The sequence below is a fragment of the Dactylosporangium sp. CA-139114 genome, from assembly GCF_050955725.1.
Lineage (GTDB): Bacteria > Actinomycetota > Actinomycetes > Mycobacteriales > Micromonosporaceae > Dactylosporangium.
This window is the reverse complement of record NZ_CP192080.1, coordinates 9,831,683-9,847,745: the sequence shown is the minus strand read 5'-3', so window position 1 is coordinate 9,847,745 and position 16,063 is coordinate 9,831,683. Positions and strand designations below refer to the sequence as shown.

At 70.3% G+C, this 16,063-nt stretch carries 14 protein-coding genes and 2 tRNA genes; 12 read left to right on the top strand and 4 right to left on the bottom strand.

Features of this window, described 5'->3' with window-relative positions:
- Positions 1–63 precede the first annotated feature (63 nt).
- On the bottom strand, positions 64–492 hold the full coding sequence (locus tag ACQP2P_RS44350) for a pyridoxamine 5'-phosphate oxidase family protein (RefSeq protein ID WP_433611463.1): 429 nt from the start codon (positions 490–492) through the stop codon (positions 64–66).
- 286 nt (positions 493–778) lie between these two features.
- Here ACQP2P_RS44350 and ACQP2P_RS44345 point away from each other — a divergent pair, with 286 nt between their 5' ends.
- From ACQP2P_RS44345 to ACQP2P_RS44335, 3 genes are all read left to right on the top strand, one after another.
- Positions 779–1,891: a globin domain-containing protein gene (locus ACQP2P_RS44345; protein WP_433611461.1), complete on the top strand. Its 1,113-nt coding sequence runs from the start codon at positions 779–781 to the stop codon at positions 1,889–1,891.
- Positions 1,892–1,955: 64 nt separating this feature from the next.
- Complete coding sequence (locus ACQP2P_RS44340; RefSeq protein ID WP_433611459.1) at positions 1,956–2,717, top strand: CPBP family intramembrane glutamic endopeptidase; 762 nt, start codon at positions 1,956–1,958, stop codon at positions 2,715–2,717.
- A gap of 28 nt (positions 2,718–2,745) precedes the next feature.
- Entirely contained in the window at positions 2,746–5,643 is a 2,898-nt protein-coding gene (locus ACQP2P_RS44335; RefSeq protein ID WP_433611457.1) for a S8 family serine peptidase, read from the top strand.
- A 10-nt stretch (positions 5,644–5,653) separates the two neighbouring features.
- Here the strand turns inward: ACQP2P_RS44335 and ACQP2P_RS44330 are convergent, their stop codons facing one another.
- Both ACQP2P_RS44330 and ACQP2P_RS44325 read right to left on the bottom strand, forming a co-directional pair.
- Entirely contained in the window at positions 5,654–6,796 is a 1,143-nt protein-coding gene (locus ACQP2P_RS44330; protein ID WP_433611455.1) for a mannosyltransferase family protein, read from the bottom strand.
- A 400-nt stretch (positions 6,797–7,196) separates the two neighbouring features.
- Positions 7,197–8,309, bottom strand: coding sequence for an EcsC family protein (locus tag ACQP2P_RS44325; protein WP_433611453.1), 1,113 nt, complete (start codon positions 8,307–8,309; stop codon positions 7,197–7,199).
- 122 nt (positions 8,310–8,431) lie between these two features.
- Between ACQP2P_RS44325 and ACQP2P_RS44320 the strand changes: the two genes are divergently transcribed.
- Together ACQP2P_RS44320 and ACQP2P_RS44315 are read left to right on the top strand one after the other, a co-directional pair.
- Positions 8,432–8,522, top strand: a tRNA-Ser gene (locus ACQP2P_RS44320).
- A gap of 45 nt (positions 8,523–8,567) precedes the next feature.
- Positions 8,568–8,640 (top strand) — tRNA-Arg (locus ACQP2P_RS44315).
- On the opposite strand, the gene ACQP2P_RS44310 is transcribed toward ACQP2P_RS44315, so the two are convergent.
- A complete protein-coding gene (locus ACQP2P_RS44310) occupies positions 8,614–10,182 on the bottom strand; it encodes a tyrosine-type recombinase/integrase (RefSeq protein ID WP_433611451.1) in 1,569 nt (522 codons plus the stop codon). The genes ACQP2P_RS44315 and ACQP2P_RS44310 overlap by 27 nt on opposite strands.
- Positions 10,183–10,444: 262 nt before the next feature.
- On the opposite strand from ACQP2P_RS44310, the gene ACQP2P_RS44305 reads away from it, so the two are divergent.
- From ACQP2P_RS44305 to ACQP2P_RS44275, 7 genes are all read left to right on the top strand, one after another.
- Positions 10,445–11,326 (top strand): helix-turn-helix transcriptional regulator, encoded by an 882-nt coding sequence (locus ACQP2P_RS44305; RefSeq protein WP_433611449.1) that lies wholly within the window; start codon positions 10,445–10,447, stop codon positions 11,324–11,326.
- A 214-nt stretch (positions 11,327–11,540) separates the two neighbouring features.
- On the top strand, positions 11,541–12,575 hold the full coding sequence (locus ACQP2P_RS44300) for a zinc-binding dehydrogenase (RefSeq protein ID WP_433611447.1): 1,035 nt from the start codon (positions 11,541–11,543) through the stop codon (positions 12,573–12,575).
- Positions 12,572–12,961: a DUF2255 family protein gene (locus ACQP2P_RS44295; protein WP_433611445.1), complete on the top strand. Its 390-nt coding sequence runs from the start codon at positions 12,572–12,574 to the stop codon at positions 12,959–12,961. Before ACQP2P_RS44300 ends, ACQP2P_RS44295 begins: the two co-directional genes overlap by 4 nt.
- Before the next feature lie 14 nt (positions 12,962–12,975).
- Positions 12,976–13,743, top strand: coding sequence for a carboxymuconolactone decarboxylase family protein (locus tag ACQP2P_RS44290; RefSeq protein WP_433611443.1), 768 nt, complete (start codon positions 12,976–12,978; stop codon positions 13,741–13,743).
- A gap of 4 nt (positions 13,744–13,747) precedes the next feature.
- Positions 13,748–14,770 (top strand): aldo/keto reductase, encoded by a 1,023-nt coding sequence (locus ACQP2P_RS44285; RefSeq protein WP_433611441.1) that lies wholly within the window; start codon positions 13,748–13,750, stop codon positions 14,768–14,770.
- Complete coding sequence (locus ACQP2P_RS44280; RefSeq protein ID WP_433611439.1) at positions 14,767–15,174, top strand: (R)-mandelonitrile lyase; 408 nt, start codon at positions 14,767–14,769, stop codon at positions 15,172–15,174. Before ACQP2P_RS44285 ends, ACQP2P_RS44280 begins: the two co-directional genes overlap by 4 nt.
- Complete coding sequence (locus tag ACQP2P_RS44275) at positions 15,171–16,055, top strand: aldo/keto reductase (RefSeq protein WP_433611437.1); 885 nt, start codon at positions 15,171–15,173, stop codon at positions 16,053–16,055. The genes ACQP2P_RS44280 and ACQP2P_RS44275 overlap by 4 nt, the downstream gene beginning before the upstream one ends.
- The last annotated feature ends 8 nt before the right edge of the window (positions 16,056–16,063 follow it).

Here is a 16,063-nt window from a genome sequence, read left to right as displayed (position 1 = left end):
GTTGAACGTGAATGAATGCGTGCGATTCTTATGCGCTTAGGTAACGTTTAGTGGCGACGGTGCTCAGTGGAGTTCGCCGGCCGCCGACAGGAACGCCTCCGCTACGTCAACGGTGATCCAGCGGGTCGGCCGGCGATCGGCTACCAGGTCGAGAGCGGGGTCGAGGTTCAGCGAGCGGCAGGCCCGCCGCATCGCGTCGTCGTCCAGGACCTTCGCCAGGCCGGTGACGTGCAGCCCGATCGCGCCGCGGGCGAAGTCGACGAACAACAGGCTGATGCGCGGATCGCGCTGAATGTCGGCGACCGCCGTGGAAAGGGTCGCGTCGTCGAACTCGGGCCACGCGAGACGATTCACGCTCAGTATTCGAACGAAGCCCGCGCCGCCGGTGACGAACGTGCAGTCGTGGCTCTCGTCCGGATCACCGGTGGCGACGAACATCATCTCCTGGCGGCGGACGAAGTTCTGCATCCGTTCGTCCAGGGCGGTGAGCACCTCGCGGTCTGGACCTGTGCGGGTCGATGCTGCGGACACGGGACACCTCCGGGTTGCGAACGCCTTGCCGCCACGGTGACACCGGCGCACGGAATCAGCCGGACAGCCGGTGCGACCCCGCCGTTCGGTCGATGCGACGCGGTCTGTCCAGTGCCCGGGATCGGCGCGTCGCGGGGAAATCCGGTCCCGGGCACGTCTCGTCGCACAGTCAGTGCGATGCATGGTCTCCGCAGGTAGTGACGCTGATGGACACCACGGCACCGTCGTTTGACCGCGAAGGGCACCGATGAGCAATCTGTCGCGATTACTGAAGGAGAGTTGGACACTCGTCGAGGAGCAGCAGGACAAGCTCGCGAGCTACTTCTACGCGCGCATGTTCCTCAACAACCCGCAGCTGCGGGACCTGTTCCCCGTGCACATGGACGTCCAGCGCTCCCGGCTGCTGGGTGCCATCGTCTCGGCCATCCAGACCGTCGACGACCCGGATCACTTCGAGGAGTACCTCCGGTCGCTCGGCCGGGACCACCGGAAGTTTCACGTGCAACCGGAGCACTACGAGGTCGTCGGCGAGGCGCTGGTCGAGGCCCTGCGCACCTACGCCGGCGACCAGTGGAGCATCGAGTTCGAGCAGGCCTGGTCCGACGCCTACGCGAAGATCGCGGAGGTCATGATCGCCGGGGCCGAGGCCGACTCCGGCAACCCGCCCTACTGGCACGCCGAGGTGCTCCACCACGAGCGCCGAAGCCGCGACATCGCGGTGATGACCTGCCGCCCGATGCAGCCGATGGAGTACCGTGCCGGGCAGTACGTCAGCGTCGAGACCAAGTACCAGCCGCGGCTGTGGCGGGTGTACTCGGTCGCGAACGCGCCCCGCAAGGACGGCTCGCTCGACTTCCACGTCCGCGCGGTGGGGGCCGGCTGGGTGTCGTCCGCCCTGGTCCGGCGGGTGCAGCCCGGCGACATGATCCGCTTGGGCGCCCCGATGGGCCAGATGACGCTCGACCGCCGCTCGACCCGCGACATCGTGTGCGTCGCCGGGGGCACCGGGCTCGCCCCGATCAAGGCGCTCATCGAGGAGATGACCCGCGCCAACCGGACCCGCTGGGTGCACGTGTTCTTCGGCGCCCGGGACCGCGAGGACCTCTACGACCTGGCCTGCCTCAACCGGCTCGCGGCCCGCTACCCGTGGTTGTCGGTCGTGGCGGCGACCAGCGACGACCCCGACTTCCCGGGCGAGCACGGCAACGTGTCCGACATCCTCGCGCGCTACGGGCCGTGGCAGGACCACGACTTCTTCGTCTCCGGCTCGCCGAGCATGGTGCGGGCCACCCTGCGAACCCTCGCCGAGATGCAGGTCCCGGCGATCCGGATCAAGTACGACGCCTTCGGTGATGGCTGAGCGCCGGCGGGCGGCCGATGGTGCGGTGACCGCCCGCCGGCGCTGAGACCAGTACAGTTGCGCCGTGATCGAGCGTGATCGGCGGGAACAGCGGGGCGTCCGGTCCGAGATCCTGCTCGTGCTCGGCGTCTCGCTGGGCAGTTCGGCGATCTACGCGATCCTCAACATCATCAACCGGCTGACCTACGTCAAGCCCCTGTCGGAGCAGACCGCGACCCTGAACCCCACGGTGGTCGCGGATCGGCCCTGGCTCGATCTGCTCTATCAGCTCGCCGGCATCCTGCTCGGCGTCGTGCCCGCCCTGCTCGCCGTGCACCTGCTGCGGCGGGCGCACGACCCGCTGGAGGTCGGCCTGGACGCGAGCCGGCCGGGCGGCGACGCGGTGCTGGGGGTCGGCCTGGCCGCGCTCATCGGGCTGCCCGGCCTGGGGCTGGTGTGGGCGGCCCGGCAGCTCGGCGTCAGCGCCCAGATCGTGCCCGAGGCGCTCGGCGAACACTGGTGGTCGGTGCCGGTGCTGATCCTCTCGGCCGTCGAGAACGGGGTGCTCGAGGAGGTCGTGATGATCGCGTACCTCCTCACGCGCCTGCGCGACCTGCGGCTGGGCTGGTGGACGGCGATCCTCATCAGCGCCGTGATCCGCGGCTCCTACCACCTCTACCAGGGCTTCGGCGGGTTCGTCGGCAACCTGGTGATGGGGCTGGTGTTCGGGTACTTCTTCCGCCGCAACCGGCGCGTGATGCCGCTGATCGTCGCCCACTCGATCCTCGACATCGTGTCGTTCGTCGGGTACGCGCTGCTCAAGGATCATCTCCGTTTCCTGAGTTAGGGCAAATCCGGACAATTAGTCTGGCTGCGTGGGCCGAATCCTTCTCGTCATCACCCTGGTGCTGACCACCGCGTTCGCCTTGCCCTCGACGGCCGGGTCTGCCAGCTCCGCCAAGGCGGGGACGACGCTCTACATCGTGCAGCTGGCCGGGGACCCCGCCCTGCGCACCGAGAGCGCCCGCGCCGCCGTGCGCGCGAACCGGGAGTCGGTGCTGCGCCGGGCCGGCATCGGCACCACGGTCGTGGACTACGAGACCGTCTTCAACGGCTTCGCCGCGGCCCTCACGCCCCAGCAGCGCGAGCGGGTCCAGCGCACCCCCGGCGTGCTGCGGCTGTGGAAGAACGAGCGGCGCACCACGCAGACCATCTCCACGCCCGCGTTCCTCGGGCTGGACGGCCCGGCCGGCGCGTGGGTGAAGGAGTTCGGCGACCCCGCGCACGCCGGCGAGGGCATGATCATCGCGGACATCGACACCGGGTTCTGGCCCGAGAGCCCCAGCCTCGCCGCGCTGCCCGAGCCGCGCCCCGACCAGGCCGTCATCGACGGCAAGTGGAAGGGCGCGTGCGTCGAGGGCACGGGCACGGCGCAGCAGAAGGTCACCTGCAACAACAAGGTGATCGGCGCCCGCTTCTACGACAGCAGCGGCTTCGGCGACTGGAGCGGCGAGTTCCGGTCCCCACGCGATTACGACGGCCACGGTACCCACACCGCCACCACGGCCGCCGGGGACCACAACGTGCCGGCGACCATCAACGGCAAGCCGGTCGGGAGCGTCTCGGGCATGGCCCCGGCCGCCCGGATCGCGGTCTACAAGGCGCTCTGGCGGCAGGAGGACGGCGAGGGCTCGGGCGGCACCGTCGACCTGCTGGCCGCCATCGACGACGCGGTCGCGGACGGCGCCGACGTCATCAACTACTCGGTTTCCGGCTCCAGCCGCCTGGTCATCGACCCGGTCAGCCTCGCCTTCTACAACGCGGCCGCGGCCGGGGTGTTCGTCGCCGCGGCGGCCGGGAACGACGGCCCGGACGCGTCCACGGTCGCCCACAACGCGCCCTGGATCACCACGGTCGCCGCGAGCTCGCACGACCGCGGCTCGGACAAGAGCGTGACGCTCGGCGACGGCCGGACGTACCAGGGCGTGGGGCAGGGCGACGCGGTGCCGGACGCGCCGCTGGTCGACTCGGTGAAGGCCGGGCTGGCGAGCGCCGCGGCGGACCGGGCCGAGCTGTGCTACCCCGGCGCCCTCGACCCCGCGAAGGTCAAGGGGAAGATCGTGCTGTGCAAGCGGGGCGTGAACCCGCGCACCGACAAGAGCGTCGCCGTGCGCGACGCCGGCGGGGTCGGGATGGTGCTCTACAACCCCACCGAGAACTCCCTCAACGCCGACTACCACGTCATCCCGACCGTGCACGTGGACGACAAGGCCGGGGCGGCGATCAAGCAGTACGCCGGCGGAACCAACGCTCACGCGGCGCTCTCCGCCACCACGGTCACCGTCGCCCGCGCGCCGGCCATGGCCGCGTTCTCCTCGGCGGGCCCGGCCGACGCCGGCGACGGGGACCTCATCAAGCCCGACCTCGCCGCGCCGGGGGTCGACATCGTCGCCGGCGTCTCCCCGGCCGGGCACCACGGGAACCTCTTCGACGGCGAGAGCGGCACCTCGATGTCGAGCCCGCACATCGCCGGCATCGCCGCGCTGCTGCGCGCCCGGCACCCGCGGTGGACGCCCGCCGAGCTCAAGTCCGCGCTGATGACGACGGCCGGCAACCTCGACAACACGGGCGCCTCGATCCAGCGGGGCGACCGGGTGGCCAACCCGTTCGACGACGGCTCCGGCCAGGTCCGTCCGGCCCGCGCGTTCGACCCCGGGCTCGTCTACGACTCGGGGGCGCAGGACTGGGCGCGGTACGCCTGCGGGATCGGCCAGATGCAGATCGCGAGCGACTGGTGCCCGGCGGTGGGCACCATCGACCCGAGCGACCTGAACTATCCGTCGATCGCGATCGGCTCGCTGCCCGGCACCCAGACCGTCACGCGCACCGTCACCAACGTGACGGACCTGCCCAGCGTGTACGTCGCCGCGGTGACGCCCCCGCCCGGCACCACGGTCGAGGTGAGCCCGTCGACCATGACCGTGCCCGCCGACGGCACCGCGACGTTCACGGTCAAGGTGACGCGGACCGACGCGGCGTACCGCGAATACACCTTCGGGTCGCTGACCTGGACGGACCTGCGCGGACACGCGGTGCGCAGCCCGATCGCGGTGCGGCCCGTCGCCCTGACCGGCCCGGGCGAGATCACCGGCACCGGCGCCTCCGGCCACGCGACCATCGACCTGACGGCGGGCTTCGGCGGCACGGTCACCGCGCACCCCTACGGCCTCGCGGCGTCGAACGAGCACGCCCAGAAGCTGGTCGGCAGCACCGCCGCGTTCATACCCTCGTCGCCGGGCCTGTCCCCGGCCATTTTCAGCTTCGAGTTCACGCTGCCGCCGGCGGTCAAGCTCGCCCGGCTCGCGACCTACGACGCCGACGTGGCGCCGGGCACCGACCTCGACCTGTACGTCTACCAGAACGACAAGCTCGTCGGGCGCAGCGACGGCACCACCTCCGACGAGGAGGTGCCGCTGACCGGGGGATCCGGGACCTATCAGGTGTACGTCGTGCAGTTCGCGCTGCCCCCGACGCTGACCGAGCAGGTGGCGAAGGCGCACCTGTTCGTCGTCGGCGCCCCGGTCACCGGCAACCTCACCGTGTCGCCGAAGACCCGTCCGGTGGCGCCCGGCGACACCCTGCACTACGACGTGAACTGGCAGGGGCTGGCGCCCGGGAAGCGGTACCTCGGGATGATCGAGTTCGGGGACGGGACGGCGGCGCGGGCCTGGACCACCGTGGCGGTCGGCCCGCAGCCTCCGACGATTCCGTGAGCCCGGCGGGCTACGCGACGAACTGGATCTTGAGCAGCATCTGGGCCAGGAACAGGGCCTGGGCCATGAGCGCCATGAACAGGTAGAAGCGCTCGAAGGTCCGGCTCCGGCCCAGCATGCCCAGGATGATGAAGGCGGGGAACCACTCCATCGCGATGCGCGGCGCCGACATCAGATAGTTGGGCCAGCCGGCCTCGGTGCACAGGTAGACCAGGATCGGCACGGCCGCGTAGACCAGCAGGTAGTTCTGGTCGGGCCGGAACCCGAACCGGCTCTTGCGGCGCAGGGCGAGCAGCAGCAGCGCGACGGCGCCGACCACCGAGATGAGGTTGAACAGCCCGAGCAGGCGCCAGTCCTGCAGGTAGGGCTTGTCGTTGAGCAGCTTGATGGTCTTCCAGACCGGCTCGCCGGGCCAGCCGTACTTGCGGTGCCAGCCGTCCTGGGCGTGGCTGAACGCCAGCCAGTCGCCGGTGACGCTGTGCAGGTAGATCGAGAAGGCGACGACGCCGGACGGGATGGCCAGGAACCCGAGCGCGTCCCAGCGGATCTTGCGGAAGCTCCAGCCGCGCTGCCGCATGTATTCGTAGGCGATCGGGGCGGCCAGGAGCAGGCCGAACAGGCGCGTCGAGCCGGCGAGCGTGGCCGCGGCGTTGGCGACCCAGAAGTGGCCCTTGCGCGCGGCGTAGAGGGCGACGAGCACCAGCGCGATGTAGAGCGACTCGTTGTAGGCCGCGAAGAGGAAGAACCCCGCGGGGAACGCGGCCAGGTAGAACGTCGTCCGGCTGGCGATCTTGTCGCCGAACTCCTCGTCCACGAGCCGGTGCAGCATCACCAGCGTGACCAGGGCGAAGAAGATGCTGATGGCCAGCGCCGCGGGCAGGCCCCCGCCCGGGAAGACCGGGTTGAGGATCTTGATCATGGCGGGGTAGAGCGGATAGAACGCCGGGGCGAACTTGTAGAAGAGGTACCCGTCATCGGCGATGCGTACGTAGAAGACGGTGTCGAAGCGGTACCAGGACCCGATGAGGTCGCTGACTCCCGGCGTCTGCCAGGGTGTCAGCCGGTAGGCGTAGATGTTGACCATCAGGTAGGCGGCCCCGGCGGCCAGCCACACCACGCCCGCGACCCTCAGTGAGGCGAGCCAGGGCACCATCCACGGGCGAACCTTCGATCGCATCCATGTCCGCCATTTGGGGGCGGCGGCCGGAGCGTCGGCGACTTCGAGTTCAGTCGATGCTTTGACGGGGGGTTCGTCGATGGTCCTCGCCGGTGAATCTCGCTCACCGTGCAATGCATCAATGTCGATATCGTTCACGTCGGCGGCGTCAGATTCGATAGCGCCAGAGGAGAGCGACACGGGGCATGACTATACATAAGCGCTGTTCACGTTGCTCGACCCCGGATCGGCCACGAATGGTCCGCACAGTGACCAAGACGTTGCGGCCTCGTTTCGGGTTGCTGTCCACGACAAATTTCGAATCCACGGCGACGGCGCTCCTCACTCCCCGTACACCCAGTTCTACCCCGCTTCCGCCAGCCGGGGTTCAGGTGCTTCAGGGCCGGAAGCCGCGGTAGTAGCGCACCGCGCGAGCGGCCAGACGTTCGGTGCTGCGGGCCGCTGTGACGGATCCCACGACGAGCCCGGCGCCGGGCACGAGGCGCCGCGCGAGCCGGGTCGCGGCGGCGCGCAGGAGGCCCGCCCCGACCATGCGAGCCAGCGGGCCGGCGAGGCGCTCGGCCGCGACGCGCCGGTTCGCCCGCCGGGAGGCCGGCCGCTCGGCGGCCCGCACCGCGGCCTCGGCGGTCTCGACGGAACCGTGCACCCGCTGCAGCACCAGCAGCTCGGCGGCGCGCCGGCGGTCCTCGGGGTTGTGGCCGTAGGCGGCGGCCAGGTGCAGCACGAGCTTGGCCTGCAGCCAGGCGACGCCGGCCGCCTCGACGACCAGGCCGGTGGGGCCGACGAGACCGGCCGCGAAGCCCTGGCGACGGGCCCGGCGGACGAACTCGTGGGTGATGGCGCGCGAGAGGGCGTCGCCGTCGGCGTCGGGGTAGGTGAGCTGATACCAGGCGATGCGACGGCGGGCTCCGGCCCCGAGCCGCTCGACCGCCGCGAGGGCGAGGCTCTCGGGGATGTAGGCGGGGTCGATTCCGTCCGTTTCGCGAATTTGTTCAGCATCTGAAACGGGTTGCGGCGGTTCGACGGGCCGCGACTCTTCGATCACGGGGCGTGGGGGCTCGATGATCGGCTCGGGCTCCGGGGTGGTCGCGGCCGTTTTCGTGGCCTTTGTCACAGCTGTCTTCTTGGCGGGTGCCTTCTTCGCGGCCGGGGCCTTCTTGGCCGCGGGGGCCTTCTTCTCGGCGGCCTTCTTCGCGGGCGCCTTCTTGGCTGCCGCCTTCTTGACCGGCGCGGTCTCGGTCTCGGGCTCAGGCTCGTTCTTCGGCGGCGTGACCTGCTTCGGTGGGACCGCCTGCTTCGGCGGAGTGGTTCGCAGCGGGGTCGACTCCACGGTCGGGGTCGGCGGCGCGAACGGCGTCGTGGCCGCGGGCGTACGCGGTCGCGGAGGCGCCTCGGGCGTGTCGTCGCCGGGCGTGTCGGCCGGGGGCGGCTCGAACCGCAGCGCCGTGTCTCCGAGCTTTTTCGGCGGTACCTTCGAGTCCTCTCCCATCTGCAAGAGCGTAATGGCCAAGCGCCCTGAGCACCCGTTCTGCGCTCAGGGCGTACCCGCTTTGCCCGGCTAGGATGGGGGGCTGTATCCTCGGACGGCAGTCCCCGGTGACGGGGGCGGCTGGAGGCTTCGCCTAGTTCGGTCTATGGCGCCGCACTGCTAATGCGGTTTGGGTCTTAAAGCCCATCCCGGGTTCGAATCCCGGAGCCTCCGCGCAAAACCTGGTGTGCAAGGGTGTGTATGCTAGGCGAGCAACAAGCGCCCGTAGCTCAACGGATAGAGCATCTGACTACGGATCAGAAGGTTAGGGGTTCGAGTCCCTTCGGGCGCGCTTGATCGACAGGGCCTGAACTGCAGCGATGCGGTTCGGGCCCGTCGTCGTTTCCGTCTCTTGTGGACGGTGGGTGTCACGTGGGTGCGATGTGGGGGCCGCCTTGGGGACGGTCGTTTCGCGGCTGGGCCGGCGCGTGACCTGTGGCTTTCCGGCACGCTTACGTTTGGTCGCGGCGGGAGCACCTGTTTTCGGTGCCGGGGCCGGAGCTGCCGTGTTGGGGCGGTCGGGCCGGTTCTTGCGGGCCTTGGTCTTGATCTTCTTGCGGGTGCGCCGCGCGGCGTTGAGCACCAGCTGAGCGGTGGCGTCGGCGCAGCGGCGTTGGATCTGGGGTAGGACGCTGGTGTAGGTGTCGGCGGTGACCACGATGCTGGAGTGCCCGAGCAGGTCCTGCAGTGTCTTGAGGTCCGCGCCGGCTTCGTGGGCGAGGGACGCGGCGCCGTGCCGGAGGTCGTGAAGTCGGACCGGTGGTAGCCCGGCCCGGCGGACGAGGAGCCGGAAGCGGGTGGTGGCGTAGTTCGGGTTGATCGGCATCCCGTCGGGTCGGGTGAACACGTACCCGGAGTTGGTCCATGGTTTGCCGTTCGCGGCAGCCTCGGCCCGCCGGTCCTGCTCGTATCGGCGGTGCACCCGCAGGATCTGCACGCTGCGCCGGTCGACGGCGACCGCTCGACGGCCGGCTGGGGTTTTCGGGTCGCCTTCGACGACCTGGTAGCCGGCGGTGGTGCGGTTGCGTTCGATGGTCAGCACGGCGCGGTCGAGGTCGATGTCGCTCCACCGCAGCCCGCAGAGTTCGCCGCGGCGCAGGCCGCGCAGGCCGGCCAGCCAGTAGAAGGCGAACAGCGGGTCGTCGTTGACACTGCCGAGGAACTCGGCGAGCTGGTCGGCGGTCCACACCGCGACCGCCGGGTGGATCCCGGTCTGCTCCCATGATTCGACGCGGGCGTCGGTCCAGACCTTGGCGTGGGGCTGCTGGTAGCCCTTGATCTCGATGTGCCGGGCCGGGTTGCAGTCCAGGACGCCTTCCTTGACGGCGAGGTTGAGCGCGGCGCGCAGGGTGGTGCGCAGGTGGTGCATCGCTGAGACGGACTGCGGGCGGCCTTTGGTGTTGCGGGTGTCGGCGATCGCGGCGAACACGGTCCGCAGCACGCTAGCGTCGAGGTCGGCGAGCCGGTACCGGCCGAGGTGGGGGATGAGGACGGTGTCGACGTCGCGGGTGTAGTGAAACCGTGTCGTGGGCCGGATGTTGGTCCGGGAGTCGAGCCAGTGCCGCAGCCACCGTTCGACCGTCCAGCCCTCGGCGGTGCGGTCGGCAGCGGTGCCGGCCAGGAACGCGTCCCGGGCCTGGCGGGCGGCGGTCTGCGACGGGTAGCCGCCGCGACGGGCCCGTTCCCGGCGGCCGAGCAGGTTGGTCGCCGAACAATGGAAGTACCAGGAGCCGTGCCCGCGCTCGGTGAGCCGTGGGCAGTGCTGCTCGAGCCGTCGCTGGCTGGCGTCGCGGCATCCGCACCGTTTGAAGATCACACCGTTGCTCGATCGCATGACCGCCACCTCTTCCGCCGGTTCCGTCTGCGGACAGCATGGAGAGGCGGGCGTGATCAGGTGGTCACTCGGCTAGGCGACACCGCCTCAGTTCGAGGGCGTGGTTGGGCGTTGCTGGTCGGTGCAGCTGGGCAAGTGCTACCCGAAGGACGGGGGCGACTCTTTAGCAGAACCGCATCTCGGCGCTGGTCAGGGAGTTGCTGCTGTTCGGGGTAATGGCAGAACCTCCCAGACGCGGCCGTGCGGTCGTAGCGTCGAAGGCGTGGACAGCCGAGCCGAGATCCGTGACTTTCTCACCACCCGCCGGGCCAAGGTCACTCCGGACCAGGCGGGCCTGCCGAACTACGGCGGGCACCGCCGGGTCAGCGGGCTGCGGCGGGAAGAGGTGGCGCTGCTGGCCGGGGTGAGCGTGGACTATTACACCCGCCTGGAGCGCGGCAACCTCTCCGGCGTCTCCGACGGTGTCCTGGAGGCCCTCGTGCGGGCGTTGCAGCTCGACGACGCCGAACGGGCGCACCTGTTCGACCTGGCCCGTGCGGCCAATACCACCGCTGCGACAGCTCGGGGTCGGCGCCGCCCGACGTCGCAGCTGCGGCCGGTTGTCCAGCGGCTGCTCGATGCGATGACGATGGCTCCCGCATACGTGCGGAACGGCCGTCTCGACGTGCTCGGCGCCAATCCGCTCGGGCGGGCGGTGTTCGCACCGCTGTTCGACACCGCAGCCGCGACGCCGAACATCGCCCGGTTCATCTTCCTGCACCCGGCCAGCCAGGCGTTCTACCACGACTGGGAGAACCTCGCCGGCGACACCGTGGCGCTGCTGCGTGCCGAGGCCGGCCGCGACCCGTACGACCGGGCGCTGACCGACCTGATCGGTGAGCTGTCCACCCGCAGTGACGTGTTCCGCACCTGGTGGGCGGCGCACAATGTGCGGCTGCACCGCTCCGGCGTCAAACACCTGCACCACCCGGAGGTCGGCGACCTTACGCTGGCCTACGAATCCCTGGACCTGACCACCGACGTGGGGCTGCGGCTCAACGCCTACACCGCCGAACCCGGCTCCGCCTCCCAGGACGCCCTCAATCTGCTGGCCAGCTGGGTCGCGGCCCCGCACGAGCGGCCTGTCGCCCGCCCGGCCGACTGACCGGCGCGAGGCTGAGGGGTTCTGGCAGTACCTGGAACGGCAGCCACTGCCAGATCGACCACGCCGCCGCTTGGATGGACAGCACAGGGGTAGCCGGTCACCGAAAGACAGCAGTACGCGTCTGCGCATTGACACGGCCGGATTAACACCACGCCGCGGCACTCACCCACGGGCCCGCGCGGTCCGCTTAACGGACATTTCGGAGGAAACAACCATGCGTGCAACGTTGATCTACGGTGCCGGCGACGTCCGGGTTGAGGAAGTTCCCGACCCGGTGCTGCGGGAACCGACCGACGCGATCGTCCGTGTCGTGCGCTCGTGCATCTGCGGCAGCGACCTGTGGCCGTACGGGGCCCGGGAGGCCACCAGCATGGGGGACAGGATCGGTCACGAGTTCCTCGGCGTCGTCGAGGAGACCGGCCGGGACGTGTCCGGCCTGCAGGCGGGCGACCTGGTCGTGGCGCCATTTGTGTGGGCGGACAACACCTGCGACTTCTGCCGCGAAGGGCTGCAGACCTCCTGCCGGCACGGCGGCATGTGGGCCCGCGACGGCGTCGACGGCGGCCAGGGCGAGGCCGTCCGGGTGCCGCAGGCGCAAGGCACCCTGGTGAAGCTGCCGGTCGGTGAGGACTCCGCGTTGCTGCCGTCGCTTCTCGCGCTGTCCGACGTGTACCCCACCGGCCACCACTGCGCGGTCACCGCCGGCGTGAACGCGCGGACCACCGTTACCGTGATCGGTGACGGTGCGGTCGGTCTGTCCGCTGTCCTCGCCGCGAAGCGCCTCGGCGCGGAGCGGATCATTCTGATGGGCCGGCACAAGGATCGCACCGACCTCGGCCGGGAGTTCGGTGCCACCGACGTCGTCGCCGAACGCGGCGCGGAGGGCGTGGAACGGGTCCTGGAACTGACCGACGGCGACGGCACCCACACCGTCCTGGAATGCGTCGGGCTCAAGCCGGCGATCGAAACCGCGTTCGCCGTCGTGCGCAACGGCGGCACGGTCAGCCGGGTCGGCGCCCCGCAGTACCCGGACGTGCCCGCCGACTTCGGGGTGTTCTTCCGCAACATCACCCTCACCGGCGGGGTCGCCCCGGCCCGCGCCTACATCGACGAGCTCCTGCCCGACGTGCTGGAGGGCCGCGTGCAGCCGGGCAAGGTCTTCGACCGCACCGTCACCCTGGACCAGGTCCCGGACGGGTACCGTGCGATGGCCGACCGCAGCGCCCTGAAGGTGCTGATCCAGCCGTGAGCACGCCAGCAGCGACCTGGACCGATAACGAGCTGCGCCGGGTCGGCCAGGCCGAGGAACTGCAGCTGGCCTCTCGACGCGGCGACGGCACCCTGCGCCCGTACGTGACCATGTGGGTCGTCCGCACCGGCGACGAGCTGTACGTGCGCTCCGCCTACGGCCCCGACAATCCGTGGTACCGGCGCGCCAAGGCGGCCGGTGCCGGGCGCATCCGCGCGGGCGGCTTCGAGCGGGACGTGACCTTCGCCGACGCCGGACCGGACGTGCATGCCGGTATCGACGCGGCCTACCACGCCAAATACGACCGGTACGGCCAGGCCATCGTCGGCTCCGTCGTCGGCGCCAAGGCCGTCCCGGTCACCGTCCGGCTCGTCCCCGCCTCCTGAAAGGGCCTCCGGCTGTGGCACCCAACGAGCAGGCCCGCCAACACCACGACGAACTGTTCCCCGGGCACACCTCGACCCTGGCGGTCACGGACCCGGAGCTGATCGAGTACTTCGACAACTTCGCCTTCGACGAGGTCCTGCGCTACGGCACGCTCGACACCCGCACCCGGCTCATGGTGCAGCTCGCCGCGCTCATCGCCGTACAGGGGCTCAGCGAGTACCGGGTCATGCTCGGCGCCGCCCTCACCGTGGGCGTGACGCCGGTCGAGGTGAAGGAGATCGTGTACCAGGCCGTGCCCTACGTCGGCATGGGCAAGGTCTTCGACTTCCTGCACGCCACCAACGACATCCTCACCGCCCGCGGCGTCGCCCTTCCCCTGGACGGCCAGTCGACCACCACACCCGAGACCCGCATGGAACAGGGCCTGGCCGTCCAGCGGACGATCGTCGGCGCCGAGGTGGTCGACGCCATGTACGCCGCCGCGCCGGCCGACACCGCGCACATCCAGCGGTACCTGTCCGGCAACTGCTTCGGCGATCACTACACCCGCGGCGGCCTGGACCTGCGGACCCGGGAGCTGCTCACCTTCGCGATGCTCATCGCGATGGGCGGCTGCGAACCGCAGGCCAAGGGCCACGTCGCGGCGAATCGCAACGTCGGCAACGACCGCGCGGCGCTGCTGTCGGTCGCGACCCAGCTGCTGCCGTTCATCGGCTACCCCCGCACGCTCAACGCGATCCGGCTCATCGACGAGGTCGTCCCGGCCTCGGACAAGGAGTAGATCCATGCAGTACCGTCCGCTCGGACGCACCGGCGTCCAGGTCAGCAACCTGTGCCTCGGCACCATGATGTTCGGCGCGTGGGGCACCAAGGACCACGACGAGAGCATCCGCATCATCCACCGCGCCCTCGACGCCGGCATCAACTTCGTCGACACCGCCGACGTCTACTCCCAGGGCGAGAGCGAGGAGATCGTCGGCAAGGCGCTCAAGGGCCGCCGCGACGACGTGGTCGTGGCGACGAAGTTCTTCATGCCGTTCGACGACGACCCGAACCACCGCGGCGGGTCCCGCCGCTGGATCATGACCGCGGTCGAGAACTCGCTGCGCCGGCTCGGCACCGACCACATCGACCTGTACCAGATGCACCGCTACGACCCCGCCGTCGACCTCGACGAGACCCTCGGCGCGCTCACCGACCTCGTCCGGGCCGGCAAGGTCCGCTACATCGGCCACTCCACGTTCCCCGCCTCCGCGCTCGTCGACGCGCAGTACGTCGCCCGGGACCGGGGCCGGGAGCGGTTCGTCACCGAGCAGCCCACGTACTCGATCCTGACCCGCAACATCGAGCACGAGGTCCTGCCGCTGACCCTGCGGTACGGCATGGGCGTGCTCTCCTACAGCCCCCTCGCCGGTGGGTGGTTGTCCGGCCGGTACCGCAAGGATGATCACTCCGGGCCGATGTCCGAGGCCCGCAAGCGCCTCGCCAACCGGTTCGACCTGTCGCTGCCGGAGAACCAGCGCAAGCTCGACGCCGCCGACGCCCTCGCCACGCTCGCCGACGACGCCGGTGTCAGCCTCATCGAGCTCGCGATCGCGTTCGTCCTGCGCCACCCCGGCATCACCTCGGCGATCATCGGCCCGCGCACCATGGACCACCTCGACTCGCAGCTGGCCGCCGCCGACGTCGAGCTCAGCGACGACGTGCTGGACCGCATCGACGAGATCGTGCCGCCCGGCGTGACGCTCAACCCGGCCGACAACGGCTGGGTCAGCCCCTACCTGAACAAGGAGGCCCGCCGCCGATGATCACCCGCAGCGGTTCGCAGCCGTCCACGCCCGGCCCGGCAGAGAACTTCACTGGCGACGTCCGCGTCCAGCCGCTCTTCGCCGCCGAGGACACCGCCCCGTACACCGGCGCGTACGTCACCTTCCAGCGCGGCGCCCGGTCGGCCTGGCACACTCACCCGGCCGGGCAGCGGCTCGTCGTCACCGACGGCGTCGGCCGCACCCAGTCCGAAGGCGGCCCGATCGAGGAGATCCGCGCCGGTGATGTCGTGTGGTGCCCGCCCGGCGTCAAGCACTGGCACGGCGCCTCACCCAGCTCACCCATGACCCACCTGGCGCTCACCGGCGTCCGCGACGGGCAGGCCGTGCTGTGGCTGGACAAGGTGACCGACGAGCAGTACGACCCGCAAGGAGACCACCGATGATCATCCCGCAGTTGACGCTGAACAACGGCGTCGCCATGCCCGCGCTCGGGTTCGGCGTCTTCCAGACCCCGCCCGAGGAGACCCGCGCCGCGGTCGCCGCGGCGCTCGACACCGGTTACCGGCAAATCGACACCGCCGCCGCGTACGGCAACGAACGGCAGGTCGGCGAGGCCATCGCCGCGTCCGGCGTTGATAGGGCCGAAGTGTTCGTCGAGACCAAGATCTGGATCAGCGACTACGGCTACGAGCAGACCCTGCACGGCTTCGACAAGAGTGCCCGCAAGCTCGGCCTCGACCAGATCGACCTGCTGATCTTGCACCAGGCCCTGCCGTCGGAGCTCGGCAAGACCCTGGAGGCGTACCGGGCACTGGAGGCGCTGCTGGCCGACGGCCGGGTCCGCGCCATCGGGGTCAGCAACTTCATGGTCGAGCACCTCACCGCGCTGCTCCACACCGCGACGGTCGTGCCGGCGGTCAACCAGATCGAGGTCCACCCGTACTTCCAGCAGCGCCAGGTGCAGGACTTCGGCGCCGAGCACGGCATCCTCACCCAGGCATGGGCCCCGATCGGCGGCATCACCTTCTACCGCGACAGCGGCCACCGCAGCACCCTCGACGACCCGGCCATCGGCGAGATCGCCACCGCGCACGGCAAGACACCGGCGCAGGTGATGCTGCGCTGGCACCTCCAGCAGGGCCGCTCCGCGATCCCGAAATCCGTCCGCCCGCAGCGCATCGCGGAGAACTTCGACGTCTTCGACTTCGAGCTCACCAGCGAGCAGCTCGCCGCGATCGACGGCCTGGAGACCGGCAAGCGCGGCGGCCCGGAACCCGCCGACGTCACCCTGGCCACCTTCGGCCGGCCGATCCCGGAAGACTGAGGACCCCC

Bases quoted from the DNA above. Each gene is read 5' to 3' on its own strand.
- ACQP2P_RS44345 (WP_433611461.1), top strand. From the start codon at position 779: ATGAGCAATCTGTCGCGATTACTGAAGGAGAGTTGGACACTCGTCGAG.
- ACQP2P_RS44330 (WP_433611455.1), bottom strand. From the start codon at position 6,796: ATGGTGCCCTGGCTCGCCTCACTGAGGGTCGCGGGCGTGGTGTGGCTG.
- ACQP2P_RS44325 (WP_433611453.1), bottom strand. From the start codon at position 8,309: ATGGGAGAGGACTCGAAGGTACCGCCGAAAAAGCTCGGAGACACGGCG.
- ACQP2P_RS44310 (WP_433611451.1), bottom strand. From the start codon at position 10,182: ATGCGATCGAGCAACGGTGTGATCTTCAAACGGTGCGGATGCCGCGAC.
- ACQP2P_RS44300 (WP_433611447.1), top strand. From the start codon at position 11,541: ATGCGTGCAACGTTGATCTACGGTGCCGGCGACGTCCGGGTTGAGGAA.
- ACQP2P_RS44285 (WP_433611441.1), top strand. From the start codon at position 13,748: ATGCAGTACCGTCCGCTCGGACGCACCGGCGTCCAGGTCAGCAACCTG.
- ACQP2P_RS44280 (WP_433611439.1), top strand. From the start codon at position 14,767: ATGATCACCCGCAGCGGTTCGCAGCCGTCCACGCCCGGCCCGGCAGAG.
- ACQP2P_RS44275 (WP_433611437.1), top strand. From the start codon at position 15,171: ATGATCATCCCGCAGTTGACGCTGAACAACGGCGTCGCCATGCCCGCG.